The sequence below is a fragment of the Chloroflexota bacterium genome (genome assembly GCA_016235055.1).
In the GTDB taxonomy this organism is placed as follows: Bacteria; Chloroflexota; Anaerolineae; order JACRMK01; family JACRMK01; genus JACRMK01.
In genome coordinates this window covers 15069-30854 of record JACRMK010000082.1, presented here as the reverse complement: position 1 = coordinate 30854, position 15786 = coordinate 15069, and the positions used below count along the sequence as shown (strand labels likewise).

At 66.7% G+C, this 15786-nt stretch carries 9 protein-coding genes; 6 read left to right on the top strand and 3 right to left on the bottom strand.

The window, feature by feature from the left end; genetic code table 11:
• Positions 1–82 precede the first annotated feature (82 nt).
• Entirely contained in the window at positions 83–946 is an 864-nt protein-coding gene (locus HZB53_20000) for an SDR family NAD(P)-dependent oxidoreductase (protein MBI5879937.1), read from the top strand.
• 254 nt (positions 947–1200) lie between these two features.
• Here the strand turns inward: HZB53_20000 and HZB53_19995 are convergent, their stop codons facing one another.
• The 3 genes from HZB53_19995 to pdxS all read right to left on the bottom strand — a co-directional run bounded on the left by HZB53_19995 (position 1201) and on the right by pdxS (position 3583).
• Entirely contained in the window at positions 1201–1863 is a 663-nt protein-coding gene (locus tag HZB53_19995) for a pyridoxamine 5'-phosphate oxidase family protein (GenBank protein ID MBI5879936.1), read from the bottom strand.
• Positions 1864–2054: 191 nt separating this feature from the next.
• Positions 2055–2630, bottom strand: coding sequence for a pyridoxal 5'-phosphate synthase glutaminase subunit PdxT (gene pdxT, locus HZB53_19990; protein MBI5879935.1), 576 nt, complete (start codon positions 2628–2630; stop codon positions 2055–2057).
• Positions 2631–2647: 17 nt separating this feature from the next.
• Complete coding sequence (gene pdxS / locus HZB53_19985) at positions 2648–3583, bottom strand: pyridoxal 5'-phosphate synthase lyase subunit PdxS (protein ID MBI5879934.1); 936 nt, start codon at positions 3581–3583, stop codon at positions 2648–2650.
• A 299-nt stretch (positions 3584–3882) separates the two neighbouring features.
• Between pdxS and HZB53_19980 the strand changes: the two genes are divergently transcribed.
• From HZB53_19980 to HZB53_19960, 5 genes are all read left to right on the top strand, one after another.
• Positions 3883–5373 (top strand): PLP-dependent aminotransferase family protein, encoded by a 1491-nt coding sequence (locus HZB53_19980; GenBank protein MBI5879933.1) that lies wholly within the window; start codon positions 3883–3885, stop codon positions 5371–5373.
• Between the two features lie 399 nt (positions 5374–5772).
• Positions 5773–12522, top strand: coding sequence for a GAF domain-containing protein (locus HZB53_19975; protein ID MBI5879932.1), 6750 nt, complete (start codon positions 5773–5775; stop codon positions 12520–12522).
• An 11-nt stretch (positions 12523–12533) separates the two neighbouring features.
• Positions 12534–12797, top strand: coding sequence for a hypothetical protein (locus HZB53_19970; GenBank protein MBI5879931.1), 264 nt, complete (start codon positions 12534–12536; stop codon positions 12795–12797).
• Complete coding sequence (locus tag HZB53_19965) at positions 12794–14197, top strand: PAS domain-containing sensor histidine kinase (protein MBI5879930.1); 1404 nt, start codon at positions 12794–12796, stop codon at positions 14195–14197. The genes HZB53_19970 and HZB53_19965 overlap by 4 nt, the downstream gene beginning before the upstream one ends.
• Positions 14198–14302: 105 nt before the next feature.
• Positions 14303–15754 carry a hypothetical protein gene (locus HZB53_19960; protein MBI5879929.1) on the top strand — a complete coding sequence of 484 codons (1452 nt, stop codon included), beginning with the start codon at positions 14303–14305 and terminating at the stop codon, positions 15752–15754.
• Positions 15755–15786: the final 32 nt, after the last annotated feature.

Genomic DNA, 15786 nt, shown 5'->3' with positions numbered 1-15786 from the left:
TATACTGTGCGCATGGCCGCGCTGCCGCCCGGCTTCTGGTGGAGCGTCTAACGCGGCACAGGCAGGCACGAGGAGCGATTCCATGAAGCAGTTTCACGGCAGGGTGGCGGTCATCACCGGCGCGGCCAGCGGCATCGGCCGGGGCCTGGCGGAGCAGTGCGCCGCCGAAGGCATGCGCATCGTGCTGGCGGACATAGAGGAAGCGGCGCTGGCGCAAGTCGCCGCCGAGTTGCGTGCGGAGGGCGCGCAGACGATCACCGTCCAGTGCGACGTGGCGAAACCGGATGATACAGAGATGCTGGCGCAGCGGGCCTACGATCTGTTTGGCGCGGTTCACCTGCTGTTCAACAACGCCGGAGTCGGCGGCGGCTCGACCATCTGGGAGAGCACGCCGGCCGACTGGGAATGGGTGATGGGCGTCAACTTGTACGGCGTGGTGAACAGCCTGCGCGCTTTCGTGCCGCGACTACTGGCGCAGCCCGACGAGTCGCACATCGTCAACACCGCCTCGATCTACGGCCTGATCAACGGCCCGGGTTCCGGCATCTACAAGGCATCCAAGTTCGCCGCCGTCGCCGTATCCGAGACGCTGTATCACGAACTGGCGCAGCGCACAACCAAGGTGCGTGTGTCGGTCTTGTGCCCCGGCTTCGTCGCCACGCGCATACAGGATGCCGACCGCAATCGCCCGCCCGCGCTGCAGAATGCCGCGCCGCGCCGCGCGCCGACGGCGCAGGAGTCGGCCTGGTCGCAAATGACGGGGCGGCGCATCGGCCTCGGCCAGACACCGCGCGCGCATGCCGAAGCGGTGTTCGAGGCGATCCGCGCCGACCGCTTCTACATCCTGCCGCATCCGGAATGGCTGCCGGCGCTGCGCGCGCGCATGGAGCGCATGCTCGACGAGGCGCTGCCGGCCAACCTGCTGGACAGCCTGCCGCCGGAATAAACACAAAAACCCTTCGGGGTTTCAAAACCCGAAGGGTCTGCGTTGATGCGAATGAAAGGTTCTGTGTCCGGCTCAGGAGTAATACTGTTTTGTGATGAGTATGTCCCCAAACGATTGTTGTATGCGTCAACACTATATGGCAATCACCTCCCCTATCCCCTTCTCCCCGCGCGCGGGGGAGAAGGAGCCAGGGGATGAGGGGGCGACAACGGCCTTGCCACCAGCCATGGGGACATGATCAAACTGAAACAGTATTAGCCGTTGCGCGTCTTCAGAAACGCGCGCAGGTAGTCCGGCACCGACGTGCCGGACTTCAGGTTCGGCGCGTCAACCGGCTCCGCGTACACCGTGCGCACCGGAATTACGCCGGCCCAGTGCGGCAGTTCCAGGTCTTCCTCATCGTCGCCCGGCGGGCCGCTGCGCATCTTCGCCGACGCCAGATCGATCGGCACGCGCACGACACTGGTCGCCTTCAACTCCTGCGTGTTCGGCTCGCGCGCATCGTACCAGCGGCCGGGGATGAGCCGCTCGGTGAACAGCTCCAGCGCGCGATTCTTCGCCTCGTCGCCCTCGACCAATTGGCCGCGCCCAAACAGCACCGCCGAGCGATAGCTGATTGAATGATGGAATACCGAACGCGCCAGCACAATCGCATCGACATGCGTGACCGCTACGCATAGCGGGTTGCCGGCCGCAGCATGTTTGATCAGTCGGCTGGTGGTCGCGCCATGCAGCAGCAGGCTATCGCCGTCGCGGGCGTGCAATGTCGGGATCACGTACGGCTGGCCGTCAACCGCAAATGCGACATGGCAGATGAGCGCCTCGTCGATGATTGGATAGATGACGTCTTTGTCGTACTGGCCGCGCTCCGGCACGCGTACCACCCGGTTGCGGTCTTCTTTGGGGAAGTTCGTCACTACGCCTCGCTCAGTGAATGGTTGCGCCCGCCGATCAGACACTCGGACCGTATGGCGCCCTTGCCGTCCTCGAACACCGCGAACCGGTGGATTTTAGATTCCTCATAGGTTGCCGACACCTCTTCCTCCGGCAGCGCGAAGCGCCGAGCCGTTTCGGATGTCCACGTGCCGAGGGCGCTTTGTGCGTCCTGTCAGGCACGCACCTGCTCCACGAAATAGCGGTGGAAGCGGTCGTCGCTCGTAAGTTCCGGGTGAAAACTGGTGGCCAGCAGATTGCGCTGCCGCGCCGCCACCATCGTGCCGTCGGGCAGGCTCGCCAGCACCTGCACGCCCGGCCCGGCCGCTTCAATCAACGGTGCGCGGATGAAGATGGCGTGGTACGGCTCGCCGTGGCCGTTGACGGCCGGCACCGGCAAATCGACCTCGAATGACTCGGTCTGCCGCCCGAACGCGTTGCGCCGGACACGCACGTCCAGCACGCCGACATGCGGCGGCTCCGGCCCGATATCGGCGGCCAGCAAGATCATGCCGGCGCAGGTACCCCAGACCGGCTTGCCCGCCTGCGCCATCGCCCGGATCGGCTCAATCAGGCCGTAGGCGCGCGCCAGCTTACCGATCGTCGTGCTCTCGCCGCCGGGGATGATCAATCCGTCCACGGCGGCCAGGTCGTCCGGCAGGCGCACCTCGACAGCCGGCACGCCCATGCGCCGCAGCATCTGCACATGCTCGCGGAAGGCGCCCTGTAGTGCCAGTACCCCGATGGTCATCGTGCGCTCCGCGGCGACTACCAGCCGCGCGTGGCCAGTTGTTCGCCCTGCGCGATACTGCGCACGGCGATGCCCGCCATCGGCTCACCAAGCCCGCGTGAGACTTCGGCGACGATGCCGGCGTTATTGTAGTGCGTGGTCGCCATGACGATCGCCTTCGCGCGCTTGGCCGGATCGCCGGACTTGAAGATGCCCGAGCCGACGAACACGCCGTCCACGCCGAGCTGCATCATCAGCGCGGCGTCGGCCGGCGTGGCGATGCCGCCCGCCGCGAAGTTGACGACCGGCAGCGTGCCCGTCTCGGCGACCTGTTTGACCAGCTCGTACGGCGCGCCCATGTCCTTGGCGGTGCGCATCAACTCTTCCGGCCGCAGCCCCTGCAGGCGGCGAATCTCGCCAATCACGGCGCGCGCGTGGCGTACCGCCTCCACGACATCGCCGGTGCCCGCTTCGCCCTTCGTGCGGATCATCGCCGCGCCCTCACCGATGCGCCGCAGCGCCTCGCCCAGGTTGCGCGCGCCGCACACGAACGGCACCTTGAAACCCGACTTGAGGACGTGATGCTCCTCATCGGCAGGCGTCAGCACCTCGGACTCGTCGATGTAGTCGACGCCGAGCGCTTCGAGCACCTGCGCCTCGACGAAGTGCCCGATGCGGCACTTCGCCATCACCGGAATGCTGACCGTCTCCATGATTTCGATGATCTTGGTCGGGTCGGACATGCGCGCGACGCCGCCGTCGCGCCGGATGTCGGACGGCACGCGCTCCAGCGCCATCACGGCGCATGCGCCGGCGTCTTCCGCGATGCGCGCCTGCGTGGCGTCGGTCACGTCCATGATGACGCCGCCCTTCAGCATCTGCGCCAGCCCGGCCTTGACCGTCCATGAGCCGGTCTGCGCCGCGCCGTGCTGCGGGCCGTGCCCGTTGCCGCCCGCTCCGTTAGCCTGTGTCATAGTTCCATGCTCTCCTTGTGTGTTGGACTGACGACCAGATGACAAGATGACCGGGTGACATGGTGACAAGATGAATGGGCGACTTGGCAAAGTGGGGGTACCAGGGCACCCTGTCACTGTTTCATCTTGTCATCCAGTCATCGCTTCGGTGCATCATGCATCGACAGTCACCATTCTAGCGAAAATTGGAGTGGACACAAGAGCCAATTCATGTTAAGTTGATAGGGCCAATATATGGGTGGGCCAGGTGCCAATTTGTGCTCGCTCGATAGGGCCAATTCACGTTTGGGAGCTGCCACATGCCGCGCCAGACCTCGTTCATTTCGCTGGCCGCGCTCGACCTCGACGCGGCGGCCGGCGCACCGCTGTACCGCCAGTTGTATGATCAGTTGCGCGGCGCCATCCTCGCCGGGCGACTGCGCGCGGGCGTCCGGCTGCCGCCCAGCCGCGCGCTGGCGGCGGAACTGGCCGTCTCGCGCAATACCGTGGTCAACGCGTTCGACCAGCTCGCCGCGGAGGGTTACATCGTGCGCCGTGTCGGCTCGGGCGCGTACGTGGCCGCCGACCTGCCGGACGAGGCGGCCAGCGCGCGCCCGAGCCGACCGCGCGCGCCGCGCCCGCGACCGCTCGACGGCTTGCTCTCGCGGCGTGGCGTGACCGTCGCCGCGACGACGGTTGAAGCCGCACCGGAGTCGGCCAAGCCGCGCCCGTTCCGCCCCGGCACGCCGGCGCTTGACCTGTTCCCGGTGCGCACCTGGGCGCGGTTGACGATGCGCCTCTGGCGGCATGCGCGCGCGGACCTGCTCGGCTACGGTGACGCGGCCGGCTACCTGCCGCTGCGCGAGGCGATCGCGGAGTACTTGGGCGCGTCGCGCGGCGTCGTATGCGCGCCGGAGCAGGTGATCATGGTCGGCGGCTCGCAGCAGGCGATTGACCTGGCCGTGCGGTTGCTGGCGGATCCCGGCGATGCGGCCTGGCTGGAAGACCCCGGCTATCTCGGCGCGCGCAACATCTTGAATGGCGCCGGCACGCGCATCTGCCCGGTGCCGGTGGATGCGGAGGGGCTTGACGTGCGCGCCGGCATCGCGCGCGCGCCCGATGCGCGCATCGTGTACGTCTCGCCGTCGCACCAGTTCCCGCTGGGCGTCACGATGAGCCTGCCGCGCCGTCTCGCGCTGCTGGAATGGGCGGCGCGCGCAGGCGCCTGGGTGCTGGAGGACGACTACGACAGCGAGTACCGCTACACCGGGCGGCCGCTGGCCGCGCTGCAGGGGCTGGATCGCGCCGGGCGTGTGATCTACATCGGGACCTTCAGTAAGATGCTTTTTCCCTCGCTGCGGCTCGGCTACCTCGTCGCGCCGCCCGACCTGGCGGCCACCTTCCGCACGGCGCGCGCGTTGGCCGACCGCCAGTCGCCGCTGGTGGACCAGGCCGTACTGACGGCGTTCATGCGCGAGGGGCACTTTGCGCGCCATATTCGCAAGATGCGCACGCTCTACGCGCAGAACCAGGCCGCGCTGGTGGACTCGGTCGCGCGCGAGCTCGAGGGGCGGCTGTCAATCACCGGCGCGGCGGCGGGCATGCATGTGCTGGCCTGGCTGCCGCCCGGCGCGGACGACCGCGCCGTGTCCAGCCGCCTGCTCGACGCCGGCATTGAAGCGCCGCCGCTGTCGCAGTATGCGCTGGGGCCGCTGACGCGCGGCGGGCTGGTGCTCGGCTACGCCGGATTGACGCCCCGGCAAATCCGCGACGGCGTGCGCCGCATGCGCGTCGTGCTGGCGGCGCATTGAGCGCCGCGGCGAGCACCGGACCGCAACAGCAATTCGCATTTTGAAGTCTGGCCCCAGGTTGCCCCCTCATCCCCTGGCCCCTTCGCCCCCGCGCGCGGGGGCGAAGGGGAAAAACTAACGGGGAGGTGCGCGGCGGCGCCGCCGCCGCGCACCTCCCCATCGAATCGCTCCCCCTCCCAACGAAGTTGGGAGGGGGTCGGGGGGAGGGAAGCACTCATTACTCGTCGAATTGGCTTGCGTGATAAGCACCTGAACACCAGCGCATGACAAGCCGACATTGGAACGTACCCGCCCAAAGCCAAATTGAGAATTGCTGGGACCGCGGCACCCTGCTTGAAATCGCGGCCGTGCAGGCTATAATCAACTTACACCGTCCAGCGATACCGTCTGGAACAAGCTATGCTGGCCCTACTACGTCGCTACTTTCTGCTGCCGTCGTTCCGCACCGACGATCCCGATAGCTGGCGCCCGTACTATCTGCGCCGTATCGCCGTCGCCGACTTGCTCGCCACCGTCGCGGTGCTCCCGCTGGTTGCGTTGACCCTGCCGCGCCCGCTGCCGATGTCCGGCGTCGTGCTGTTTTTCTCTCTCGCGTATCTATTCAGTTTCTGGGTTTCGAGCCGCCTGCCGCTGCGCATATCCGCGCGCATTCATATTGTCATCAACTTGCTGTTCATCACGCCGGCCATCGTCCTGTCGGGCGGGGTGCAAAGCCCGTTGGTGATCGGCCTGTTTGTGGTGCTGTTGACGGCCGGACTGCTGGTGAGCCGCCCGGCCATGATTCGCGTGGCCCTGTTCCTGACGGCATTACTGACGCTGACTCTGGTGGCCGATCTGGGGCGCTGGCTGCCCGCTTCCATGATCGACAATGAGGCGCCCTGGTTTGCCTGGCTCGCCGAGGCGGCGATGCTGGTTCTGGCCGGGCAGCGCCTGTTTCTGTACACGTGGTTGATAGACAACGCCCTGCACGGCGCGGCGAGCGAACTGGCCGAGCGGCGTCACGCCGACGCGTCGCTGCGCGCCAGCGAGGAGCGCCAGCGCCGCCTGTTTGATACGATGCCAGGCAGCTACATCGCGTCGACTATCGATGGCCGCATCCTGCTGTGCAACCCGGCCGCCGCGCGCATCTTTGGCTATCCGCTCGACGAGTTCATGCAGTTGAACGCGCGCGACCTGTACCCCGACCCGGCCGATCGCGCCGCGATGGTCGCGCAGGTGGTCGCGGATGGGGAGGTGCGGAACCACGAAGTGCGTATGCGCCGCAAAGACGGGTCGCTACTTGACATCGAAGCGACGCTGAGCCTGGTGCGCGATGGGCAGGGCCGCCCGGCCGGCGTCGAAGGCACGCTGTACGACGTTACGCCACTGAAGCAGGCGCAGGCAGCATCGCGCGAAAGCGAGGCGAGCTTCCAGCGGCTGTTTGAGGAGCTGCCGGCCAGCTTCATACGCGCCGGGCTCGACGGGCGCATTCTGCTGGCTAACCGCGCCGCGGCGCACCTGTTCGGCTACTCGCTCGCCGAGCTGCATGGCATGAGCGTGGTCGATCTGTATGCCGACGAAGCCGACCGCGCGGTGGTCGTGCAGACCGTGCTGTCTGGCGGCGCGGTGCAGGCACGCGAGAGTCGCATGCGCCGCAAAGACGGCGCCATCATCATTACCGCGTTGACCGTCAACCTGGTGTGCGACGCGCAGGGCGCACCGATCGCCGTTGAAGGCACGCAGTACGACATTACGCCGATGAAGCAGGTGGAGGACGCGCTGCGGCAGAACCAGCAACTGCTTGAACTGGCGCAGGAGGTCGGCAACGTCGGGCATTTTTCGCTCGATAACCGCTCTCACCAGACCACGTGGTCGCCGCAGATATACCGCATGCTGGGCGTGTCGCCCGCGGAGTTCACGCCCAAGACCGATAGCTGGATGACGTTTGTGCCGGCGGACGAGCAGGCCGTAGTGCGCGATGCGATGCGCGCGGCGCGCGAGAACGGCCAGGCGCAGGTTGCGTGCCGGCTTATTCGCCGGGATGGCGTGGAACGGCAAGTGCTGCTCGCCCTGCGCCTGGTGCGCGATGCCGCGGGCCGGCCGGCCGGCGCGCTGGGCACGCTGCTGGATATTACCGCGCTCAAAGCGGCCGAGGCGGCCGCGCAGGTGCAGGCCGAACGCATGAGCGTTTATAATGAGATCGGGCGCAGCGTGGCGACCCTGCGCGGGCTCGACGCCGTGTTCGAGTCGATCTATGCGCACGTGCATCGCCTGGTGACGCTCGACGTGTTCCTGGTCGGCCTCTATGACCCGGACACACACCTGGTGTCGTGGCCGGTCATCTATGACGGCGGGCGGCGCTATGCGGGCGCGGAGTCCGTGGCGCCGGAGGCCGCTTCGCCGATCACGCGGCGCGTGATCGAGTCGGTCACGCCGGCCCTGATCAACCGAACGTCCGCCGAGATCGCTCAGGCTGCGCTTGGCCGCGTCGACCGGGAGTCGCGCGCTGCGGCGTCGCTCATCTATGTGCCGCTCGTGGCCGAGCGCGGTTGCATCGGCTACCTCTCCGTGCAATCGTACAGTTTGAATGCCTATGATGCGGGACACGTCGAGCTGTTGGTGGGCGTGGCCAACCAGACGGCGACGGCAATCCGCAACGCGCAGTTGTTCGAGGCGGCCGCGCACGAATTGGCGGAGCGGCGGCAAGCGGAAGAGCGCCTGAGCGTACTGCTGGAACTGGCGCGCGCAGTGTCTACCCGGCTCAGCCTGGACGAGGTGCTGTCCGCCGTCCATGCGCGGGTGGTGCAGTTGATGGCGGCGGATGCGTTCTTTGCGGCGCTCCATGACGCCGCGAGCGGCCAGGTTACCTTTCCGTACCTGAGCGACGGCGGCATACGGTATACGCACGAACCGGCCCGGCTGAGCAGCCGCTCCAATCTGGCACAGGCGATTCGCACCGGCTGGCCCGTGCTGGTCAACCGCACGGTGGCCGATGTCGAACAGGGGCAGCCGCTCGGCGACCCGACGCGCCTGTCGGCGTCGCTGATCTGCGTGCCGCTGGTGGTCGAAGGGCGAACGATCGGTGCGCTCTCGGCGCAATCGTACGAATACGACCGGTACACGCCGGCGCACGTGGACCTGCTGATGGGCATCGCCTACCAGGCGGCGGTGGCGATCCGCAACGCGCAACTGTTCGAGGCGGTGGAACACGAACTGTCCGAGCGGCGGCAAGCGGAAGAGCGCCTGCGCAGCCTGGCCGAGATCGGGCGTCAAGTCTCATCCATGCGCAACCTGGACGAGATGGTGGAGATGTTATATGTGCAGGTGCAGAAGCTCCTGCCGCTCGATATCTTCCTCGTCGGGCTGGCCGATGAGACGCAGTCGGAACTGCGGGTGCCGGTCGTCTTCGACGCCGGCCGCCGCTATCCGGCCGCGCGCGTGCCGCTGGACGGCCGCAGCAACATGGCGCAGACGTACGCGACGGGCACGCCCTACGCGCTCAATCGCACGCCCGAGGATGTGGCGCGAGCGGTCATCCGCACCATGGGCGACACCTCGCGCATGACCGCCTCGGTGATGCACGCGCCGCTGGCGACCGATGTCGGCATCATCGGCCTCGTCTCGGTCCAGTCGTACGACACGCATGTCCGATACGGTGAGCCGGAATTGGATCTGCTGGGCAGCATCGCCAACCAGATCGCCTCTGCGCTGCGCAGCGCGCAGTTGTTCGACGCGGCCCAGGCGGAACTGGCCGAGCGGCGGCAGGCCGAGGCCCGCCTGCGGGCGCTGTCCGAAATCGGCCGCGAAGTATCGTCCATGCGCAGTCTCGATGGCGTACTGGAGGCGATCTACGCGCAGGTCAAACAGTTGATGCCCGTCGACATTTTCGTCGCCGCGCTCTACAATCCGGAGCGGGAAACATTCAGATTCCCGTTAGTGTACGACGACGACCAGCGCTACCAATCACGGGAGGTGTCGAAGGCGGATTTGGGCGCGGCCGCCCCCGCCGTGCTGTCGGGGCAGCCCACGCTTGTGCTGCGGACGCCCGCCGAAGTCTTGCGCGTACCGCCGCGCGTGGTCGGCAACCTCGGCCGCCAACCGGCGTCGGTGATGGATGTGCCGATCATGAGCGAGCACGGCGTTATCGGCCTGCTGGGCGCGCACTCGTATCGTTTCAATGCATTCACCAACGCGCATCTGGATTGGCTGACCGGGATCGCCAACCAGACGGCCGTGGCGATCCGCAATGCGCAGCTATTCGAGTCGGCCGAGAAAGAGTTGATCGAGCGCCGCCAGGCCGAGGAGCGTTTGAGTGTGCTGGCCGAAATCAGCCGCGAAGTTTCGTCGATTCACACGCTCGATACCGTGCTGGAGGCGATCTATACGCAGGTCAAGCGGTTGATGCCCGCCGACATCTTTGCGGTCAGCCTGTTTGACGCAACGCGCAGCGTACTGCGCTACCCATTGTTCTATGACGGCGACCGGCGCTATGAAACGCCTGATTTGCCGTTGGATCGGTTGAGTGCGGCGATGCACGCGGTGGTGGCATCGCGCCAGCCCATGCGCATACTGCGGACGCCCGACGAGGTCCGGAATGCGCCGCCGCGCATAACGGGCGATCTCAACCGGCAACCCGCCTCGCTGTTGTACGCGCCACTGCCGGGCGAGCCCGATACGATTGGCATGCTGGGTGTGCATTCATACAGCTGCAACGCGTTCACGGCAACCCACCTCGAGTTGCTGACCGGCATCGCCAACCAGACGGCCGTGGCCATTCGCAACGCGCAACTATTCGAGTCGGCCGAGAAAGAGTTGATCGAGCGCCGCCAGGCCGAGGAGCGCCTGAGTGTGGTGGCCGAGATCAGCCGCGAAGTCTCGTCGATTCACAATCTGGACACGGCGCTGGAAGCGATCTACCACCGCGTCCGCCGCGTGCTGCCGGCGGACGTGTTCCTGATCGGCTTTGACGACGCGGCAACTCATGAAATTGAATGGACGACTATCTATGATGGCGGTGTGCGTTATCCCCCGTTGCGCATGCCGAAGAGCACGATGCCGCTCGCGACGCGTGCCATGCAGTCGGGTGAACCGGTGTTTCTGCATCGCACGCCGGCCGAGATTGCGGCCGCGCACCCGCGGGTGATCGGCGACCCGCACCATAAGCCGGCATCGCTGTTATTTGCGCCGCTGATCACCGACCGCAGTACGATCGGCGTCATGTCGGTGCAGTCGTATGCGCCGGACGCCTACAGCCCGGCGCGCGCCGAATTGTTGGGCGGCATCGCCAACCAGGCGGCGGCCGCGCTGCGCAGTGCGCAACTGTTCGACTCGGCCGCGCACGAACTGGCCGAGCGGCGGCAAGCGGAAGAGCGTCTCAGCGCCCTGCTCGAGTTGTCGCGCGCGGTCTCGACCCGCCGCAGTCTCGAAGAGGTGATGGTCGCCGTGCACGCGCAGATTCAGCAACTGATGCCGGTCGATGCGCTGTTTGTCGCCCTGTATGATGCGGTGCGCGATCAAGTCACGTTCCCCTACCTGAGTGACGGCGGGCAGCGCTACCAGCGCGCGCCCGACCCGCTGGACAATAGCACATTGCTCGCGCAGACGATCCGCAGCGGCCAGCCGATGCTGCTCAAGCGCACGCCCGCCGAGGTCGCGCAGGCGGTCTCTCGGCGGATGGGCGATCGGGCGCGCGCCTCGGCATCGCTGATCTACCTGCCGCTGGTGGTCGAGGGGCACACGATCGGCGCGCTGTCCGTGCAATCGTACGAATACGACCGCTACACCGCCTCGCACGTCGACTTGCTGATGGGCATCGCCTACCAGTCGGCGGTGGCGATCCGCAACGCGGAGTTGTTTGAATCGGCGCAGCAGGAGTTGGCCGAACGGCGGCAGGCCGAGGAGCGTCTGAGCAACCTGCTCGAGCTGAGCCGCGAGGTGTCGATGCACCGCAAGCTGGACGACGTGCTGGAAGCGGCGCGCGTCCAGCTCACGCGTCTGATTCCGCACGATGTGTTCTTCGTATCGCTGTACGACCCGCAGAAGGCTGAATTCAGCTTCCCGGTGGTCATCGATCGTGGGGTACGCTACGCGACGCCATCGCGTCTGCTCGATCGCAACTCGCTGTCCGCCCGCGTCGTTGCAAGCCGGGCGCCGATATTCTTCAGTGACGGCGTGCCCACCGGTCCCGACACACCACCGGCGATGCGCCTTGGCGATCTGACACACGTGGCCCAGTCGATCATCGTCGCGCCGCTGGCGCTCGAGTCGCGGGTGTTCGGCGTGATCTCCGTGCAGTCATACGAGCCGAAGCGGTACACCGTGGCCGATGTCAGCCTGTTGGTTGGCGTGGCCTATCAGGTCGCCATCGCCATCGAAAGCGCGCGGCTGTTCGAGGCGCTGGAGGCGGAACTGGCCGAGCGCCGCCGCGCCGCCGCCGAGCGCGAAACGCTGATCAGCCAACTGGAAGACCGCAACAGCGAACTGGAGCGCTTCACGTACACCGTCTCGCACGATCTCAAAAGCCCGCTGATCACCATGCGCGGCTTCCTGGGCTACGTGGAGCAGGACGCGCGCGCCGGGCAGTGGGAGCGCTTGCAGCAGGACATGCGGCGCATCAACGATGCCACCGGCAAGATGCAGCGCCTGCTCGACGAGTTGCTGGAGATGTCGCGCGTCGGGCGCCAGATGAACGCACCGGAAGATGTGCCGTTCGAGACGGTGGCGCGCGAGGCGGTGGCGCTGGTCGGCGGCCGCCTGGCCGAGCGGAACGTCGTCGTCCAGATCGCCCCGGACCTGCCGGTCGTGCATGGCGACCGGCTGCGATTGGTCGAGGTCGTGCAGAACCTGGTGGATAACGCCGCCAAGTTCATGGGCAGCCAGGCGGCCCCGCGCATCGAGATCGGCGCCCGCATGACGGACGCGGGCCGGCCGGTCTTCACGGTGCGGGACAACGGCATCGGCATCGACCCGCGATACCAGGCGCGCGTGTTTGGTCTGTTCGACAAGCTCGATGCGCGCAGCGAAGGCACCGGCGTCGGGCTGGCGCTGGTGAAGCGCATTATCGAAGTGCACGGCGGGCGCATCTGGGTGGAGTCGGAAGGGCCCGGCCACGGCTCGACGTTCTGCTTTACATTGCCGGCGCCGCCCGCGTCAACCGAAAGGGAGGACTAACGATTGCAGCCATGAACCTGCCTGTGGACATCCTGAACATGCTCTACGCCATTGGCGCGGCGATCATCCTGGTCGCCGTGCGTCGCCGGTTACCGGCGGCCGGCTCGCGCTGGTTCTATATTGGTTTTGGCGTGTTGCTGCTGGGCTACGTGTCCTGCGTGGCCGAAGACCTGCTGTGGGCGACGGAGCACAGCGTGATCAAGTTCGCCTGCATTGCGACGGCCGGCATCTGCTTCCTGGCCGGTGTGCGCGAACTCGGCGAGGATCGCGCATGAGCATTGACCTGCTGCTGACTGGACTGTCGGCTATCGCGATCGTCTCGTTCGGGCTGGCGGCGGTGCGGGCGGCGCGCCTGCCGCGCGCGCGGCTGGGATTCGCGCCGCAGATATTTTTGATGGTGTGCCTGTGGGCATACGCGTTTGTCGCCACGGCGCACCTGCTTGAGTTGACGACCGCTTACCGGCAGTGGGACAGCTTCGACGAGTATATCGAGTTGCTATTCATCCCGCTCTTTCTGTTCTTCCTGTTTGCGCGTCACATGGAAATGCAGGTGGAGCGCTTACGCCGCGCGCAGGCGGCCCAGCGCGAGGCGGAAAGCTATTACCGCGCCATCGTGGAAAGCACGCCGGACCTGATCTGCCGCTACCGGGCCGACACGACGCTCGTGTTTGCGAACGAGGCGTTTTGTCGCTACTTTAACCGGGTGCGCGCCGACGTGCTTGACCGGTCGTTTCTCGACTTCGCGGCGCGCGACGAGCGCCCGCCGGTGGGTGAACGCACCCGCGCGCGCTTCGACACCGGCGAAGCCCGCTCGCTCGAGTATGCAACGGTCCGCGCCGACGGCGAAACACGCTGGCATGCCTGGTATACGCAGCCGCTGCCGGACGCGGCCGGGCGGGTCACCGCAGTGCAGGCGATGGGGCGCGATATCACCGACACGCGGCGCGCGGCCGCCGAGCGCGAGACGCTCATCGGCGAATTGGAAGCGCGCAACACCGAACTGGAGCGCTTTGCGTATACCGTCTCGCACGACCTCAAGACCCCGCTGATCACGATCCGCGGTTTCCTCGGCTACATCGATGAAGATGCGCGCAGCGGCGACCTGGAGCGCATGGCGAAAGACATGCAGCGCGTTGTGGATGCCACGAGCAAGATGCAGCGCATGCTCGACGAGCTGCTCATGCTCTCGCGCACGGGGCGGCAGGCGGCGGCCTCCGTCGAGCTGCCGTTCGATGTCATCGCGCAGGAAGCGGTATCGCTGGTGGCCGGGCGGCTGACGGCCCGCAACATCCGGGTGGAGATTGAGCCGAATTTGCCGGCGGTGTGCGGCGACCGCATCCGGCTGATGCAGGTCGTCGAGAACCTGGTGGACAACGCCGCCAAATTCATGGGCGACCAGCCCGCCCCCTGCATCCGCATCGGCGCGCGCCGGGGCGGCCCGCGGCCCCCAGTGTTCACCGTGAGCGACAACGGCATCGGCATCGATCCGCGCTACCAGGCGCGCGTGTTCGGGCTGTTCGACAAGCTCGACCCGCGCTCGGAAGGCACCGGCATCGGGCTGGCGCTGGTCAAGCGCATCGTCGAAGCACATGGCGGCCGCATCTGGGTTGAATCCGAGGGCGCCGGCAAAGGCTCGACATTCTGCCTAACGCTCGGTCAGCCGCCCGCGAGTTAGTGTGCTATACTTGCCGTACCTGTACATGATGGCTGGCATTCAACATGCGGCGCGACGGCCCGATGTACTCACCGGGCGCGCCGCTGCCCGTCCGACTATCCGCTCATGAGCCAAGATCACGCCGCGCACGAAAGCGCCAAGCCGGCCACGCCGCAGTCGCCGGACCCGACCGAACAATCGTCCGGGCCGGCCGCAGTCGGCCTCGGGTTTGACCCGCGCGCCGATGTGCCGCGCAGCGTCCAGCGTTCGCGGTTGATTGCCATGCAGGGCGTGGTGGGCAACCGCGCCGTGCAGCGTCTGGTGCAATCGCGCACGCCGATCGCGGTGCAGCGCGATGGCGGCACGCCGCCGGCAAGCGGCACCCCGGCCCCGGCAGGCGGCGCCCCGGCCCCGGCAGGCGGTTCACCGTCCCCGACCCCGGCCACTGGGCTGGATGCCAGCATGCTTACCTTCACCGGCGGCGACCTGAAGCTGGCCGGCAACGTTAGCGCGGCGCCGCAGGGCGACAAGGTGCGCGTCACGGCGCCGGATGTCAACTTCAGCGCGCACGTGACGCTCAACAAAGATGTCACGCTGGGCGATAACCAAAATATCGAAACCGGCCCGATTCAAGCATTAATGGGCGCCGACCGCATCGGCGTGTATCGCAAGGGCGGCGACCCGACCGGCGAAGTCCTCGAAGAGAAGCACATCTCCGCCGACAAGACGCGCGATGCGGCCGGCGAGTATGATCCAAGAAAGGGCACTGTCAGCGGCGCGACCTACGCGCCCTGGTTCTCCCAGCCCAAGTTCCTGGGCGACGGCAACCGCGAAGCCGATGTCAGTTTCACCGACCGCCCGGGTTTCTCGCTCGACGTCAAATCGGGCGAAGGATCGTTGACCGAGGTGAAGGGGCAGGACCGCTTTTCGTTGTCGCTGGCAGCCAAGCGCGCCGCAGCGATTATCCACCTCAAGTCGACCAATTGGGAAGTGCCGTGGCACACGGCGATCAGCCCGACGCTGACCGGCACCGGCGGCAGCGCGACTTCTTCGGTCGCGACGGAACCGCCGCCCGTCTTCGACGCCAATCAGCCGATCGCCATCCTGAGCGCCCAGCAGTGGTCGGCGTTCGACACGGTGGAGAAAGCGATGGCGGCGCCGGTAAGCACGCTCCTGCGCAGCCTGCCGGCGGCCAAGGGCCAGTCGCCGGACGCGCATAAGAACATCGTCGACGCGCTGCAGCGCAAGAACCCCACGCTGACGATCACCGTGACGGTGCAGAGCACGAACTCGATCGCCTTCGACGACCGTATCAGCGTGCAGGTCAAGGGTACGAAGACGGCGAAGAAAGGCTCGGTGGTCATCGGGGACGGCGGGTCCGGTACATTCGCCTTCGGGCTCACCGAGGTGCTCGACCCGGCGTCGATCGACGCGGGAACCACACTGAGCATCGAAATCCTTGAGGGCATGGTGTGGGACAGTTCGGAGGCGACCGGCACGCTGCCGTTCCCATTCGCGGGAGATATCGGACTGCGCAAGAAAGGCAGTGCGAAATACGGGGCGTCGGCGTCGATCTAGCCAACCGATGGCCGCATAGCGACATTCTTCTG

Excerpts from the sequence above, each read along its gene's own strand:
- HZB53_19975 (MBI5879932.1), top strand. The coding sequence starts at position 5,773 with ATGCTGGCCCTACTACGTCGCTACTTTCTGCTGCCGTCGTTCCGCACC.
- HZB53_19965 (MBI5879930.1), top strand. The coding sequence starts at position 12,794 with ATGAGCATTGACCTGCTGCTGACTGGACTGTCGGCTATCGCGATCGTC.
- HZB53_20000 (MBI5879937.1), top strand. The coding sequence starts at position 83 with ATGAAGCAGTTTCACGGCAGGGTGGCGGTCATCACCGGCGCGGCCAGC.
- HZB53_19980 (MBI5879933.1), top strand. The coding sequence starts at position 3,883 with ATGCCGCGCCAGACCTCGTTCATTTCGCTGGCCGCGCTCGACCTCGAC.
- HZB53_19960 (MBI5879929.1), top strand. The coding sequence starts at position 14,303 with ATGAGCCAAGATCACGCCGCGCACGAAAGCGCCAAGCCGGCCACGCCG.
- pdxT (MBI5879935.1), bottom strand. The coding sequence starts at position 2,630 with ATGACCATCGGGGTACTGGCACTACAGGGCGCCTTCCGCGAGCATGTG.
- pdxS (MBI5879934.1), bottom strand. The coding sequence starts at position 3,583 with ATGACACAGGCTAACGGAGCGGGCGGCAACGGGCACGGCCCGCAGCAC.
- HZB53_19970 (MBI5879931.1), top strand. The coding sequence starts at position 12,534 with ATGAACCTGCCTGTGGACATCCTGAACATGCTCTACGCCATTGGCGCG.